General features: G+C 33.6%; 13 protein-coding genes. 2 read left to right on the top strand and 11 right to left on the bottom strand.

Features of this window, described 5'->3' with window-relative positions; translation table 11 throughout:
* Positions 1-82 precede the first annotated feature (82 nt).
* Both OLM57_RS15425 and OLM57_RS15420 read left to right on the top strand, forming a co-directional pair.
* A complete protein-coding gene (locus OLM57_RS15425) occupies positions 83-535 on the top strand; it encodes a hypothetical protein (RefSeq protein ID WP_264564582.1) in 453 nt (150 codons plus the stop codon).
* A gap of 87 nt (positions 536-622) precedes the next feature.
* Positions 623-2467, top strand: a complete 1845-nt coding sequence (locus OLM57_RS15420; protein WP_264564581.1) for an adenylate/guanylate cyclase domain-containing protein — start codon at positions 623-625, stop codon at positions 2465-2467.
* Positions 2468-2473: 6 nt separating this feature from the next.
* Here the strand turns inward: OLM57_RS15420 and OLM57_RS15415 are convergent, their stop codons facing one another.
* The 11 genes from OLM57_RS15415 to OLM57_RS15365 form a co-directional block, all read right to left on the bottom strand.
* Positions 2474-5044: a cation-translocating P-type ATPase gene (locus OLM57_RS15415; RefSeq protein ID WP_264564580.1), complete on the bottom strand. Its 2571-nt coding sequence runs from the start codon at positions 5042-5044 to the stop codon at positions 2474-2476.
* A gap of 20 nt (positions 5045-5064) precedes the next feature.
* Positions 5065-6261 (bottom strand): phospholipase D-like domain-containing protein, encoded by a 1197-nt coding sequence (locus OLM57_RS15410; RefSeq protein ID WP_264564579.1) that lies wholly within the window; start codon positions 6259-6261, stop codon positions 5065-5067.
* 17 nt (positions 6262-6278) lie between these two features.
* Positions 6279-7295, bottom strand: coding sequence for a metal-dependent hydrolase (locus OLM57_RS15405; protein ID WP_264564578.1), 1017 nt, complete (start codon positions 7293-7295; stop codon positions 6279-6281).
* A gap of 213 nt (positions 7296-7508) precedes the next feature.
* Positions 7509-8459: an NmrA/HSCARG family protein gene (locus OLM57_RS15400; RefSeq protein WP_264564577.1), complete on the bottom strand. Its 951-nt coding sequence runs from the start codon at positions 8457-8459 to the stop codon at positions 7509-7511.
* A 359-nt stretch (positions 8460-8818) separates the two neighbouring features.
* Positions 8819-9283 carry a DUF962 domain-containing protein gene (locus tag OLM57_RS15395; RefSeq protein ID WP_264564576.1) on the bottom strand — a complete coding sequence of 155 codons (465 nt, stop codon included), beginning with the start codon at positions 9281-9283 and terminating at the stop codon, positions 8819-8821.
* A gap of 54 nt (positions 9284-9337) precedes the next feature.
* Positions 9338-9844 carry a GNAT family N-acetyltransferase gene (locus tag OLM57_RS15390; RefSeq protein WP_264564575.1) on the bottom strand — a complete coding sequence of 169 codons (507 nt, stop codon included), beginning with the start codon at positions 9842-9844 and terminating at the stop codon, positions 9338-9340.
* A gap of 145 nt (positions 9845-9989) precedes the next feature.
* Positions 9990-10565 carry a DJ-1/PfpI family protein gene (locus tag OLM57_RS15385; protein ID WP_264564574.1) on the bottom strand — a complete coding sequence of 192 codons (576 nt, stop codon included), beginning with the start codon at positions 10563-10565 and terminating at the stop codon, positions 9990-9992.
* A gap of 344 nt (positions 10566-10909) precedes the next feature.
* On the bottom strand, positions 10910-11509 hold the full coding sequence (locus OLM57_RS15380) for a hypothetical protein (protein WP_264564573.1): 600 nt from the start codon (positions 11507-11509) through the stop codon (positions 10910-10912).
* Positions 11510-11670: 161 nt separating this feature from the next.
* Positions 11671-13530, bottom strand: coding sequence for a peptidase U32 family protein (locus OLM57_RS15375; RefSeq protein WP_264564572.1), 1860 nt, complete (start codon positions 13528-13530; stop codon positions 11671-11673).
* 249 nt (positions 13531-13779) lie between these two features.
* The gene (locus OLM57_RS15370; RefSeq protein ID WP_264564571.1) at positions 13780-14511 is read right to left on the bottom strand and encodes a DUF2846 domain-containing protein; all 732 of its coding nucleotides are present in this window, start codon (positions 14509-14511) and stop codon (positions 13780-13782) included.
* A 298-nt stretch (positions 14512-14809) separates the two neighbouring features.
* Positions 14810-15382, bottom strand: coding sequence for a hypothetical protein (locus OLM57_RS15365; RefSeq protein WP_264564570.1), 573 nt, complete (start codon positions 15380-15382; stop codon positions 14810-14812).
* Positions 15383-15392: the final 10 nt, after the last annotated feature.

Here is a 15392-nt window from a genome sequence, read left to right as displayed (position 1 = left end):
ATAATTAACCAAATTATCCTCCCTCATTTCTTTTTTAAGCCTATAAATTATTGGAATACATTAATCTTTAAATCTATAATTTATGAGTAAAAATGTTCAGATAGTTTTGACTGTTGATGCCAATAGTCTCTATCAGATGTCTAATCCATCCCAAGAAGAAATTAACGATTATTCTAATTTATCAGATGATAATGATGGAATAGCAGAAAATGGAAAAGTGCAAGATTTTCTGTCAAACGTATATCTTGGTCATAATGTAGAATGGATAGGTTCAACTACAGATAATGGTTATTCCATAGCTATTGACAGAATCGTTTATGACTTTGATTTGAATGATCCCAATGACAAATGTTTTCTGGAAGATGATGTTACTATTTTAGGCACAGGAGGTTGCCATAGTAAAGTGGTGGCTACGATTAAAGACCAAATTGAAATGGCCAAAACATTAAATATTTATAAAATAGAGTTTAGTGTCCATTATAACAATGTTGCCAAGTCCTATTTGATAGATCCAAAATTAAGAGCGAATCCATAAGAATTGAATCTATTATGTGATTTTTTTTAGTAGACTTTATTTGCAGATTAGCCATTAAAATTTTTATTCCCATTTAGAAGACATTCTATGATAGAATTAAGAGTATTTAATTATCTAAAAAAATCCCCAATATTTTTAGGGATGCTTTTTTTTCAGCAATTTACTGTATATACTCAAAACCAAAAAATAGCGGATAGTCTAGTAAAGATTTACAAAGAAAAGAAACTCAATTCTTCTGATAAAATGGAATTATTGAGGAATTTGGCATTCAATGAGACGAATAATGCCGAATTAGCTCTACAATATTCTGAGGAACTTATAACAATTGCTAAGAAAGAAAAGAATTATTTGTATTTATATAGAGGATATTATCAAAAAGGGGATATAAATAGAATTTCTGGAAATTTAAACCAAGCATTAGATTCCTATTTTAAGAGTGTGAAATCTGCTATAAAAGCTGACTACTTAGCTGGCGAAGGAACTTCCTATATGAGTATTGCCGATGTGTACTCTGCTATGGAAAATGTTGAAAATACTGAGTTGTATTACGATAAAGCTATTCGAATTTTAAGAAAAATGACTAATAAAATTTCCTTGGCAACGGCATTATTGAATGCAGGAGATGAATATTCTAAAAATTTAAAATTCAATTTAGCCTTAAATTACTTTGAAGAGGCTGGTGCAATATTTAAGGAAAAAAATTATGATACAGGTATAGCTTACACTTTGGGGAATATTGGTATGGTTTATGCCAAACAGGGGAGGGACGATTTGGCCATTAAAAATATTAGTAAAGCGATATCAGTATTAGAAAAACAAGAAGATTATTATGGCATATCAGATTACCTCATCTACATGTCTGATATTTATTTTAAGCGAAAAGAATGGAAAATAGCTCTTGATTATGCCAAACAAAGTTTAGACATTGCACAAAAGCAAGGATTAAAAGATCAGGTTCAAAAGTCAAGTTTAAGACTTTCAGAATTGTATCAACAATCAGGAAATATACCTGAATCATTTACCTATTATAAAAAATACATTACCTATCGAGACAGCATCAAAAATCTTGAAGAGGTTGAGAAAATGGGCGACTTGAGAACTAATTTTGAAGTCTCCAAGAAGCAAACAGAAGTCGATTTGATGATTCAACAAAAGCGGACCCAAAAAATAATTGCCATTTCTTCCATCGTTTCATTGGTACTCGTTTTCTTGCTGGCCGCAGGTTTATTCAGAAGATATCGTTTTATCAAAAAAACCAATATTATTATTGAAGCAGAAAGAAAAAGATCTGACAATTTACTTTTGAATATTCTTCCTGAAGAAACAGCACATGAACTAAAAGAAAGCGGTAAAGTTGTGGCCAAAAGATTTGAATCGGTTACAGTTTTGTTTACCGATTTTGAAGGTTTTACCCAATATGCAGAAAATCTTTCTCCCGAAAAATTAGTAGAAAGTATTGATTATTATTTTTCGAAATTTGATGAAATTATCGAAAAGTATGATTTGGAAAAAATAAAAACACTTGGAGATTCTTATATGTGTGCCGGTGGATTGCCTTTCCCTACTGAAGACCACGCTTATAAAATGATTCTTGCGGCTCAGGAAATAGTAGAATTTGTTGAACATTCCAATCGAGAAAATCCGCTCAATCATACTCGTTTCAACATTCGAATCGGAATCAATTCAGGGCCTGTAGTTGCTGGAGTGGTGGGGACCAAGAAATTTGCTTATGACATTTGGGGTGATACTGTGAATATAGCTTCGAGGATGGAAACTAATTCAGTTCCTGGAAAAATCAATATTTCTGAAAATACATACCACTTAATAAATAATTTTTTCGATTGTGAATATAGGGGAGTGGTTGAGGTAAAAAACAGAGGAATGATGAAAATGTATTTTGTAAATGGAGCAAAAGACGGGAAGAGGTTTTAAACCATTTTATTTCCACTTTCTTTTAGTCCATTTTTCCAATTCTACAGCACAAAATACGATGCTTGAAACAGCAATGGTAATGATAAGTTCATAAACAGTTAAGGGTTGTGTTCTGAAAATTGTGTTGAAAAAAGGCGTGTAAATAATCATCATTTGTAATCCAACAGTCAATAGTAACGCTCCTAACATAGGTTTGTTTGAAAAAACACCTATTTTAAAAATAGATTCCCTTTCGGAACGAATAGCCATTACGTGTCCCATTTGGCTCAGACACAATACAGTAAAAGCCATTGTTTGCCAATGATTATTGTATTGCATTGCCCATGCTTGCATTCCTAGAGTGACAGCCCCCATTAAAAAACCTACCCATAAAATGTGTATTGCCATTCCTCCTGCAAAGATGTTTTCCTTTGGACTTCTTGGAGGTCGGCTCATGATATTTGTCTCTGATGGTTCAGAGACAAGTGCCAGTCCGGGTAAACCATCTGTAACAAGGTTTATCCAAAGTATATGTATGGCTAGCAATGGTATCGGTAAACCTAAAAAAGGCGCTAAAAATATAGCCCAAATCTCTCCAGAATTTGATGTCATAGTATATTTGATGAATTTCAGAATGTTGTCAAATATTCTTCGTCCGTGTTTGACGGCTTTTACAATGGTGGCAAAATTATCATCCAATAAAATCATGTGGGAAGCTTCTTTGGAAACTTCGGTGCCGTTAATGCCCATTGCGATTCCGATGTCTGCATTTTTTAGTGCCGGTGCATCATTCACACCATCACCAGTCATGGCAACAAATTGATTTTTGTCCTGTAATGCTTTTACAATTTTTAGTTTTTGTTCCGGATTAACTCGCGCATATACCCTTACTTTTTCTACAATACTTTCAAATTGAGTTTCAGATAATGCTGAAAGCTCAGGGCCACTTAAAACCAAATCACCTTCAGAACTGATGATTCCTAATTGTTTTGCGATAGCTTTCGCAGTAAGTTTATGGTCGCCAGTAATCATTACCGGAATAATCCCTGCCTGTTTACATTCCGCAACAGCTTTTTTTACTTCTTCTCTTGGTGGATCAATCATTCCGGCAAATCCTATTAAGGTTAATGAGGATTCAATGTTTTCGGTATTTAGTTTTTCTGGAATGCAGGATAACGACTTCGTTGCATAGCCCAAAACTCGATATCCTTTGTCGGCCATTTCATTCACTTTGGTTTCAATCTCAGAAATGTGCTCTTTTTGCTTTCTATCTAATTTATCAAATAGCATATCGACTGCACCTTTTGTTATGACCAATATTCCTTGCTCCGTTTGGTGTAATGTTGTCATGCATTTTCTGGTTGAATCAAAGGGGAACTCTGCTATTCTTGGAAATTCTTTTTCTAATGCAGTTTTTTTGTAATTTTTATTATGGGCATATTGAGTCAAGGCTACTTCGGTAGAATCCCCCAGCCATTTTTCGTCTTTATCTATTGAAACATCATTATTCAATGCCATTGCACTGAGCAAGTTATTTGAGGGGGACAATGCCAAATCGGAATAAGTGTTTTGAATTTCGTATGTTTCCTTAACAGTCATTTTGTTTAATGTTAGGGTGCCGGTTTTGTCGGAGCAGATGTACGTAACTGAACCTAATGTTTCTACGGCAGGCAGTTTGCGGATCAGGGCGTTGTTTTTTGCCAATCGTTTGGCGCCAAAAGCAAGTGCAATGGTTACGAGTGCAGGCAATGCTTCGGGAATGGCAGCAACGGCCAACGAAATTGAAGTAAGTAACATGACTAAAACCACTTCGCCTCGCAACCAACCAATTAGGAATATAACTGTACAGATGAGTAGTATAATTATCGATAATCTTTTCCCAAAAGCAATCAATCTCTTTTGCAAAGGAGTAGATTTTTCTTCTTTTTGTATCATTTTGGCAATACGTCCCAGTTCAGTATTCATGCCAGTTGCAACCACATAGGCAAGAGCTCTCCCATTCGTAACATAAGTGCCTTTGAATCCCATGTTTGTTCTATCTCCCAAACTATAATCACCATCAGGAAGTTTCTTTGCTGTTTTTTCCACATTATGTGATTCTCCGGTTAGTGTTGATTCATCTACTTTGATTTGATGGGTTTCCAAAAAACGAATATCGGCAGGAATACTATTTCCGGCCTCAAGTAATATTACGTCTCCCGGAACTAAATCAGAGGAAGGTTTTTCAATTGGATTTTCTTCGCGTAAAACATGTGCAGTGCTTGCGACCATATTTTGCAATGCTTCCATTGCTTTTTCGGCCCGAAATTCCTGAATGAATCCTATGATAGCATTGATAATGATAATCGCAAGAATAATGATGGTATCTATTAGATCTCCTAAAATACCGGAAATTATGGCAGCAGCTATTAGCACGATAATCATAAAGTCCGTAAATTGCTGCAAAAACATCACCAAAGGTGTTTTCTTTTTTTGATCCTCTATCTGATTTTTTCCATATTCCAATAGAAGTTCCGAAGCTGTAATGCTATCCAAACCCTTTGGTGAAGAGTTTAATAATTGTGCAATTTCCGATAATGGAAGTAAATGCCAATTCATGATAGTTGCTTAATTTGTTTTTAGTTTTCTTCCCGGTATTTGTTCAAGAACCTATTATAAGGTATATAAGTTATGATTATGAGAGTTGCTCTCACAAACTGATAGGAAAGCCAGTTTGCAATTATTGTAAATAGACTGCTTTTTCGTTCAATAGTTTCGCTTGTAATTTTTTCGCATTGAGAAATGACGGTATTTAAATTGGATGCTAGATTTTTTGCAAATTTTGCGGACTCTATTACTACATTTGTTTCGATGCTTCCATAGGAGCTCAAATGATTCAAATTGAATGAGCCAATAGTCGCCCATTTATTATCTACCAAAGCCACTTTGCCATGTAAAACGGACTTGTCCCATTCGTATAAATCAATGTTGTTTTGTAGAAGGGAGGAATATAAGTGATAGGTAGCTCGTTGCATTAAAGGAATGTCTGAAATTCCAGATAAAATAAGTCTTATTTTGACACCTCTCTTGGCTGCCTTTTTTAAGACTTTTGTAAATCTTCGACCTGGTAAAAAATAACAACCAATAATTATGACTTCTTTTTGTGCTTTTTGAATTGACTTTACATAAGCGATAGTAATTTGATTGTTTCTCTTCAGCCAATCATTTTGTAGAACGGTAACAGTTGATTTTTTATTCGAATAGAAAACTGATTGGAAATTTAGCCTATGTGTTCTTTTGTGTTTAAAGTAGATGTTTTGGCACAATTGTTCTAGTTGTATTGCTGTTTTGTTGTTTTCTATTTGGATGGCATAATCAAGCCAAGGACTCTCTGTTGTTGTCCCTCTGTATTTGTTTGAAATATTGATTCCACCAATAAGAGCTATAGTTCCATCAGCAACAATTATTTTATGATGCAATCTTCGACCGATATAAAAATTGTTTCCGGAAAAAAAAGGAGAAAAGAAACGGATGTTAATTCCCAACTGAGTTAGTTCCTTCAATATTACATTAGGAAAAGAGTATGAACCAAACCCGTCAAGAAGAATATAGATTTTTACATTTTGTTTCGCTACTTTTTTTAAAGCATTAATAATTTCTATACCAGTAGCATCATTTTCAAAGATGTACATTTGAATGTGAATCACTGATTGAGCATTTAAAATAATGTTTTGGGCACGCAAAAAATAATCTTCTCCGCTGTGAACAAGAGTTTCCTTTTCTTGATAGTTATTGTTTTCTTGACAAATTGGCGTTTGTGTTACTCGTTCTAACATTAGTTTTGGAATTATTTTTAATGTTGTTTTCCTTTGATTCTGTTTATTAATGAGACCAACCAATCATAGGTTGATTCTTTATATTTTAATCTATTCAAAGCTCTTTTATTATCTGCATTTTTGTTGAGATTGTAACTTAAAGCAAAAGAATCATTGGCATTATTCCATCCGCTAACTTGTCCAAATCGGATGTCGTTAAAATAAAGGTTAGAATCATCCTTAGTTATGACAAAGTTTCCATTTGAGAGTTGCTTTAGATTTTTTAGCATTTCATCCTTTTTATATGGAATGAGTAATGAATCTTTCCGATCTACTCTGAAATAATCTATTTTTTTTGTTTTATCAAAAATCGAGTAATAACCAATCCAAGTTCCTTCTTTATCATAGGAGTAACCCATCCAAAAAAAAGTGTTCAATGGAGTAGGAGTTACAGTAAAATGATCAAATGATAATTCTTGTTCTTTCATGGATTGTTCCATAACCTGCAAAACATAGTTGTGGATTAAGATGGTAAAAATTAAATAAAAGGAACTAATAATTAAGCCAATGGTATTCCATTTTAATGTTCTTTTTGAATCTCTTTTTCCAATAAAGGGGACTAAAACACCAACAAGTAGAGGTAATGTATAAAATGGGTCAGCTACAAAAATGGTGTTGAATGATAATCTATAATTACTAAAAGGTTCAAATATTCCCATTCCATAACAGGTAAGTGAATCCAATAGAAGATGAGATAGCAGTGTGATAAAAAATAATTTTGTCCAACTCATCCAATTTACTCGGTCATCTTTTATCCAAAATTGGGTAAGCCATCCCAATAGTATTGAAATTAGAATTATAAAGAAAAAAGAATGTGTGATGCCACGATGGAATAATAATTGTTGGGAATCACTCAGAAAAAAAACTCCTAGAACATCCATGTCGGGGAGATTACTAATCAATGCGCCATAAAATATAGCTTTTCGGCCAATTTTCTTTCCCAGAATTGCTTCTCCAATTGCAGCTCCCAAAAGTGTATGTGTTAACGTATCCATATGCTATTGGTTGTTATTTGGTGTTGTTTCCTTAGCTTTTCTTTTTCATAATAAATTTAGTGTTTTTAGGTGATCATACCATTGATTACTGTTCGATTTAAAACAAAGATTTTCCTTTGCGTAAATCACGAGGTCACTTTTAGGAATAGGTTGTATATTAATTTGCTTTAAAATAACGATTTGTATTTAATTGAATTTTATGCTTCTACTATTTTATGTTATTGGAATTCGATAAGCATTAGCAGAAAGCCATTGATCAAAGTTTTGGAGTTCAGGATTCAATTCTTTTGCGAATGCTTCATTGCGTGCTGCATTAAAATCGTCATTAAAATCTCTTTTAAACTGAAACATATTCCCTAAATCATCGGCACCAGGAAATCCTAAATTGCGGTAGACTTCAGGGCTTACCGGATTGAAAAGTACTTTTTTGTCTAAAGCTTTTGATAGTTTTTCGGCCATTTCATTGCCATTTAACTTATCACCTGCAATGCCAACAGTTTTTCCAATTAATTCTTTTCCTTTTTGGAATATTCCGTAAGCGCATTTGCCAATATCTTCTGCAGCAATTCCCGCTAGTTTTTTATCATCCATCGGAAATGCGATATAATAGTTTCCATCTTCTCCTTTTTGAGGTCCCATACCAAAATGAATAAAATTGTCCCAATAAAAGGAAGTTCGTAAAAAGGTGGTGGGTAATCCAGCTTCTCTAAAAAAATGATCTGCTTCTCCTTTTCCGTCAAAATGGGGGACTTTATATTTTCCTTGTAAAGTAGGCATTATGTCATCGTCTAATCGCATCCAATTTCTGGTGTCTTCTAAAGTTGACCAAATAATGTGCTGCAAATGAGATTCTCTTGCAGCTTCAATAAAGTTATTTACTTCTTGCAATTCTTTGTCTACAGAGAAGTGTTCCCAGAAAAAAGTAACAAAGTAAGCGCCATAGGCATCTTCTAAAGCTTTTTTGATACTTTTTACATCATCAATATTGGCCTCAACTATTTCTGCTCCTAATTGTGAGAATGCTTTTGATTTTTCAGAATTGACATCTCTAGTGACAACTCTTACAGTAAATTCTCTAGTTGTATCTGCCAAGATAGCTCTGGCTAGTCCTCCACCTTGTGCTCCTGTTGCACCAAATACGGTGATTATTTTTTTATTTTCCATTTTTATAGTTACTTAAAATTTTTAAACTGTATTGTTTTTTAGTGTTCATGCAGTGTTAACCAAACTCCATTTCATGTTTTTAGTTAAACCAGTTTTAATCATTAGGAATTTATTTTAAATGACATATAAAGATAAATAAAAAAAAAGTATTAATTATTTGGTTTTTAGGTTATTGTGGTTTTGTTTGGTAGTAAATGAAGTTTGAAATGTTATCTTTATTTTCTATTTGAAGCGAAATTAACATTGTAGAAATTGATTTTTATGATAATAATTTATAAAACAAAATAGTCCCATAACATTGGTTAGTTGAGGGACTATTTTGAAACTGGGTTTAACTTGAAAATACTAGTGTATATTCATTATTTTTTAGAAAATAAATTTTGAACAACCCAAGCTGGACCAATCATCAAAAATTGTATGTCTTTAAGAAAGGATGGTTTTTTTCCTTCGATGTTGTGCCCATAAAATTGTCCGATCCAAGCGATAACGAAAACACCAATCGAGAAAGCCCAAAGTGGAACTAACTTCCCGATGTAAAAATTAATTACCAAACATAGAATTGAAAAAATGGCTATTTTTATTGCCATAGCAACTGACAATCGAATGTAAAACAACATTACAAAAATTAAAACCACGACTGCCCAATTTTCGATAAGAGGTTGGTTGAGGTGCAATAAGTTGCTCAAAAAAGTGTTCGGAATACTCATTAACAAACCCACAATAGAGAAGAAAATTGCAGGTACACAGATGTAATGTATTGCTTTGTTTTTTGGGTTTTGGTGACTCACTGCATATTCTTCAAACCACTGGTTTAATGTCTTCATAAATGATATTTTTTTTACTAATTTATAAAATATTAATCAATAGAAACAAAAGAGCTAAAGTATTTTTTCTAATACAACAAATTCCAAAGATTGTTTGGAAATGATTGCATCTGTATCATTAAGAGGGAAAGGTTCTCTCATTCCGGTATCAACAAAACCGTGACGATTGTACCATGCAATCAATTCTTCTCGAATGGAAATTACGGTCATTACAATTTTGGGTAAACTTAACGACAATGCATGAGCTTCAGACTCCTGTAATAATTTTTTTCCAATTCCGCTATTTTGTAATTCTGGCGAAACAGTAAGCATTCCCAGATAGAGTTTGTTTCCTTTGTTGACTAATAAAACACAGGCAATAATTATACTTTCTTTTGTGAATTTAAGAATTGTATTGTCTTTATTTTTAATTATTTCTGATAGTTCATCTTCAGTAATTCTTTTACCCGATAAAAGGGTTGCTTCGGTAGTCCATCCTTGCATAGAAGTTTTGCCACGGTAAGCAGAATTAATTAATTTTTCTAAAGCTGTAACGTCTTTTAGAGTTGCAATTGTAATCATCTTGGATAATTTAATCTAGTATTTTGAATGTATATTTGAGTATTCAAAGATAAAAAAAACTACAACAAAATTGCTAATGTTGTAGTTCTTGAAGGGTATTATTTAAATCTAAACTTTAAATTAATGTTTTATTTTTTATATAAAATTAGATTTCAATTTTAGCTCCCATTATTTTCAAAAATTCACGAATAAAACTTGGATGCGCAGGCCAAGCAGGCGAAGTAACTAGATTTCCATCCACAAAGGCTCCATCTACAGGAATGGATTGAAACGCTCCGCCAGCCAATGTCACTTCTGGACCAACTGCTGGATAAGCGGTTAGTTTTCGTCCTTTGACAACTCCAGCAGCGGTTAAGATCTGAATACCGTGACAAATGGCTGCTACAGGTTTATTGGTAGTAAAAAAATGTTTGGTTATCTCGAGCACTTTTTGGTTCAATCGCAAATATTCCGGAGCTCTTCCTCCTGCAATAACCAATCCATCGTAATCATCAACTTTCACATCATCAAAACTATAATTCAATGCAAAGTTGTGCCCCGGTTTTTCGGTATAGGTTTGGTCTCCTTCAAAATCGTGAATGGCGGTTTTTATAGTGTCTCCCTTCTTTTTGTTGGGACAAACGGCATGAACGGTATAACCTACCATTTCCAGCATCTGGAACGGAACCATAGTTTCATAATCTTCGGTAAAATCACCTGTCAAGAACAATACTTTTTTCATTTTACACTATTTTAAAATTTAATAAAATTTTTTGATGAACAAGAAATAGAATGGATTATACTGTTTTTTGTATAAGTAGAATCTGATTTTTTTGTTCTTATAAAGTTAAGAAAAAAAATGTATTTAGTTATTTGATTATTAGTTATTTAAATTCAATAGTTTCATGATGTTTTTTTCGAATGATCTTTGATTGCAAAAAAGAATTAATATATCCGGATGCTGTTGTTTTGCGTGAGTGATGGAAGTGGAGCTCTTTTTTTGTCCCGTTTTTTTCGGGACAAAAAAAAGCGGGAACGTACAGCACGACCCGCAGTTTTTACGAAGGGACACGCCCAAATAAAATTTTATTGACCAGGTAAAGTTGCGGGCGTAGTAGTTTCTGCTGGAGTTGAAGCGGGAGTCTCAGTTGTTGTTGGAGGGGAAACAATGTAATTTGGAGTTCCTTGTGGAGTTGCAGGTTTAGAGGCAGCTACTGGAGAATTTAATGGTGATCCTACGGGAATATCACAACGATGTCCAGGCTGACCGTGAGGAGGATTCATCCCTTTCGCAGTGGTCACGGTTGTTGTGGTCACAGATTGCCCCGAAGTTGAAACGACTTGTGGAGTTGTTGAATTGGTGGCAACCGGAGAATTTAAAGGTGCACCTACAGGAATGTCACAGCGGTGACCTGGTTGACCATGGGAAGGATTCATACCCTTGGCAACTTTTACTGGAGCAGCTACAGTTTGTGTTTGCGTTTGTATCTGATTTGAAGTGTTTTTATCTATACCATTTTGCTGATAAAGTGTACTGGGTTGAGGAGTAGTTGCCGTTTGATTTTGTTGCTGATTGGCAACTTGATAAAAAGGAACTACTACTTTAGGAGGCTGGTTTTCAGCTTCATTTTTGCAAGCAATTAAAGAGCATGTTATAATAGATAGAATTGTTACGATTTTTTTCATAATAAATGTGTTGGGTTGATACAAATTTAGGATTTTAAATAATACAAGCCCTGAATTTGGAATTTGCTTTTAAATCCTGAATATAAATTTAAGTTATAAAAAAAGCCACAATAGGAAGAGTACTTCATTTTGTAGCTTTTGATTTTAAATAATTTGAAAGGCTAATTCTCTTCAATTTCAAATTCGGCATCTTTTTCCCAAATCTCCATTTCGCAAGGTTTACAGTTGAATTTCAGTTTGTATTCCAATTCGCCTTGTTTCAATACCAAAGGCTCTTTCAATTTGGTTTCCATGGTGTCTTTGTGGTATTTTGGACATTTGGCCAACTCGTATTTGATGCAATATTTGGTGGTCATTACCCTTGATTTTCCGGGATCCCATTGCAATTCAAAGGCTTTCTCGATTTCGGTTACACCATGTCGCTCATAAAATTTACGAGCCAATTTGTTGGAAACATTATACATGAAATCCAACTTGGTTTCTGGATAAGGATGAGTTGTTTTTTCGATTTTTCGTTCCTCACGTTTGTAATTTTTCAAACGCGTTTCCGATAATTGTTCGTAAACCGTTCTTCGCATTTCATTGATTTTTGAAATGGGTAAAAACCAATTGTCAGTAAATTGAATCGTTATTTCATCGGCTGTGTATGGAGTAAATCCTGTTTTGGCCAACTGCGTTTTGATATTCTCTTCTATAGATTGGTTGTTTTTGGTTTGTTCTTTTGGATGAACCAAATGAACTGTGCTCATATTTCCATCTTCATCGGTGGCCAGTAGCTCGAAACCAGTTTCGTTTTCGAATAATAACAGGGAAGTGCTTATTTTTCGAACGGCACTGTCTTCGCGCTCCACGATTTTGATGAAAGCTGCGTCATTATTTCTGTAAATGAAAGTGCCATCCTTGATTTCTTTCAATACATTTGGATAAGCCAAACCATTTTCGGCTTTATTGACATAAATACCTTCGGCTTCGTTATTTTCATTAATATAACACAAACCGTCTCCATTATTCAAAAGGTCTCCATTTTCAATTTGGTATGCATTTCCAATGGTTTTAATTAATTTTCCAATGTATTGTCCTTTCGATTTTGGACTTTCCCATGAACCAATAGTGTCGTGACGTTCATTTACAAAATAATCGGTATAGCCACGGTTGAAGGTGCGATTCAAAGCGGAATCAAAGGTATAGGTACATTTTCCGGAAGACGCTTTGGTGTATTTATCATTATCTTCCAAGAAAGCATCCAGTTTTTGTCTAAGATACGAAACGTTATTTTTTACATAAACGATATCTTTCAAACGCCCCTCGATTTTAAACGAACAAACACCCGCTTCGACTAAATTTGGAATTTCATTCGAAACATCAAAATCTTTGATAGAAAGTAAGTGCGTGCTTTTGATTAAAGTTTCTCCGTGACCGTCGATTAGGTTGTACGGCAAGCGACAGTTTTGGGCACAAGAACCACGATTGGCAGAACGTTCGCCATTGGCGACACTCATATAACAATTTCCACTGAAAGAAACACATAAGGCACCAGTTACAAAGAATTCCAATTCCACATCGGTTGCAGTACTGATTTCTTTGATTTGATGTAGGTTTAATTCACGAGCCAATACCACACGTTTGATTCCGGCATCGGCCAAGAATTTCATTTTGTCGGCATCTCTATTGTTGGCTTGTGTACTAGCGTGTAAAATGATAGGAGGTAAGTCCATTTCCATAATCGCCATATCCTGAATAATTAGCGCATCAACACCAATATCATATAATTTCCAAATCAGCTGACGACAAGTTTCCAATTCGTTATCGTAAAGAATGGTATTCAAAACTACAAAAACGGGAACATTATATAAATGGGCATATTGTACCAAGGCAGCAACATCTTCGATAGAGTTGGTAGCGTTGGAACGCGCACCAAATTGAGGAGCACCAACATAAACGGCATCTGCACCACTGTTGATAGCTGCTATACCGTGAATTAAATCTTTTGCTGGTGCTAATATTTCTACTTTCTTCTTCATCAGTTGATGATCATTTTATAATTTCTAAAAAACTATCAGATTGTGTTTTCACAAAAAGCGTGCAAAGTTCTTATAAATAATCCAAGATTTCTAGCCTAAAAGGAATTATTTTAAAAAAGTAATTTGAAAAGTCGACTTATTGGTTGTATTAAGGATACCGTTAAAAAAAAAGGGAACTTTTATTTATAGAAAAAACCCCAAATACTTCTGATTTGGGGCTTACTATTTATTATATAATTTGGTTAAAGATTAATTCATTTTGTCATATTCTTTTATTCCTATGTTGTTTTCTACAATATTTATTTCAGGTCTTCCAATTGCGACTCCCATAGTTACGCCACATCTCACAAAATATTCTTTGCCTTTTTCTACATTGATTGTTACTCCTTCCTTTGTTTCTAGAGTGCCATAAAAATTTTGATTCCCGAATTTTTTTGTTTTATAAACAAATTTCTCCCCATTTCTTACTCTACCTATAATTGAATCGTTCGTGTTTTTAATTTGATAGCCCAATAAAGACCCAACTCCTAAACTTGGTCGGTAAAAGTAAATTAATGCGTAATCACTATCATCACTAAGCCTTGATTTGTTTTTTAGATTTTTACTATTTATAATGATTGCTAATGATTCTGGATTTAGATTTCTATAAACTTTTGCCTTTACTCTATAACAAGTACTTCCAAAGAAACTAGGTTCTTTAATTTCTGTAATTTGAACTATATTCCCACCTGCATTTCTGGCGGCTGTAGTAACATCTGTAATCACTTTATTATAACCGCAATCCGTTGTAAATCCAGAATCACCAATTTTCACATCACCAATAAATTCGGAATGATCTGGTAATATGTCCGTTTTTTCTAGTACTATTATTTGATTTTCATCGTTTAATTTTTGGTAATTTTTGTTTGCTAATTTGGTTGAAATACTTGTGCCGCAACTTACAAGTAAAATAAGCGAAGAAAAAAATATTAATTTTTTCATTTTTTTTTGTTTTAGATAATTAAAAAGTAAATATAATAGATTTTGGTTATAATAAAATTAGTTTTTCTAAAAATAAGTATCGTTTATTGTTCATATTTGTCAGTTGCGAAAAGCCTAGAATCTTTTGAATTTAGGCCATGTTTGTTTTTGGATGCTTGGCTTACTTGTAAAAAAGGGAATAACATTTGTACGTTATATAATTTTACAAAAAAATAAAAGCGATATAAATCTAAGAGATTTTTATCGCTTTTGCGTTTTGTAGCAATATTTATGAAAGTCGAGCGAAGAAATGTTATTCTTATTTTCGCTCCTCCAAAATTGTCTTGTACGTTTGGGTTTTCATATCAATAAAATAGTCCAAATAGGCGATTTGGTATACCACAAAATCTGAGGCATATTTTTTCTTATCAAGAGTAGCAAACAAATTCAGTCGAATTTGCTCAATTTGTTTGTCGAATTCCTTCTCTTCCAATTGCATAAGTGATTCGTAATCAAAATTTTCTTCGTTTTTTGCAAAAGTCTTTACAAATTCGTTTTCAATAGCGCCTTTTCCTGTAAATGCAAGCGTTTTTACTGGTTCTTTACTATCAACGGTTATTTTCAAATCATATCCATTATTTAGATATATCCCGTTGGGAAACAAACTAGAATAATTGCTTATATAATATTTGTCAGCTTTTATCTTTAAAGTGTCTTTCAATATTCCTTCTTTATTCACTTTGATCACTTTTTTGAAATCAGGTTGTTTGTAGGATACAATGACTAAAGAATCAACTTGGAGGTTGCTAATTTTTACTTTAAGAGTTGCATAGTTTTCGGTTTGGCTATTTGCATTTAAAGCAAAAAGAAAGGCAGCAACGATTGGAAACATTTTTTTTCAT

It is taken from the genome of Flavobacterium sp. N3904, from assembly GCF_025947305.1.
In the GTDB taxonomy this organism is placed as follows: Bacteria; Bacteroidota; Bacteroidia; order Flavobacteriales; family Flavobacteriaceae; genus Flavobacterium.
The sequence above is the reverse complement of the archived record's forward strand: the minus strand, read 5'-3'. Positions and strand labels throughout refer to the sequence as shown.

Excerpts from the sequence above, each read along its gene's own strand:
- OLM57_RS15395 (WP_264564576.1), bottom strand. The coding sequence starts at position 9,283 with ATGAAGACATTAAACCAGTGGTTTGAAGAATATGCAGTGAGTCACCAA.
- OLM57_RS15380 (WP_264564573.1), bottom strand. The coding sequence starts at position 11,509 with ATGAAAAAAATCGTAACAATTCTATCTATTATAACATGCTCTTTAATT.
- OLM57_RS15385 (WP_264564574.1), bottom strand. The coding sequence starts at position 10,565 with ATGAAAAAAGTATTGTTCTTGACAGGTGATTTTACCGAAGATTATGAA.
- OLM57_RS15410 (WP_264564579.1), bottom strand. The coding sequence starts at position 6,261 with ATGTTAGAACGAGTAACACAAACGCCAATTTGTCAAGAAAACAATAAC.
- OLM57_RS15370 (WP_264564571.1), bottom strand. The coding sequence starts at position 14,511 with ATGAAAAAATTAATATTTTTTTCTTCGCTTATTTTACTTGTAAGTTGC.
- OLM57_RS15390 (WP_264564575.1), bottom strand. The coding sequence starts at position 9,844 with ATGATTACAATTGCAACTCTAAAAGACGTTACAGCTTTAGAAAAATTA.
- OLM57_RS15405 (WP_264564578.1), bottom strand. The coding sequence starts at position 7,295 with ATGGATACGTTAACACATACACTTTTGGGAGCTGCAATTGGAGAAGCA.
- OLM57_RS15420 (WP_264564581.1), top strand. The coding sequence starts at position 623 with ATGATAGAATTAAGAGTATTTAATTATCTAAAAAAATCCCCAATATTT.
- OLM57_RS15415 (WP_264564580.1), bottom strand. The coding sequence starts at position 5,044 with ATGAATTGGCATTTACTTCCATTATCGGAAATTGCACAATTATTAAAC.
- OLM57_RS15425 (WP_264564582.1), top strand. The coding sequence starts at position 83 with ATGAGTAAAAATGTTCAGATAGTTTTGACTGTTGATGCCAATAGTCTC.
- OLM57_RS15400 (WP_264564577.1), bottom strand. The coding sequence starts at position 8,459 with ATGGAAAATAAAAAAATAATCACCGTATTTGGTGCAACAGGAGCACAA.
- OLM57_RS15365 (WP_264564570.1), bottom strand. The coding sequence starts at position 15,382 with ATGTTTCCAATCGTTGCTGCCTTTCTTTTTGCTTTAAATGCAAATAGC.
- OLM57_RS15375 (WP_264564572.1), bottom strand. The coding sequence starts at position 13,530 with ATGAAGAAGAAAGTAGAAATATTAGCACCAGCAAAAGATTTAATTCAC.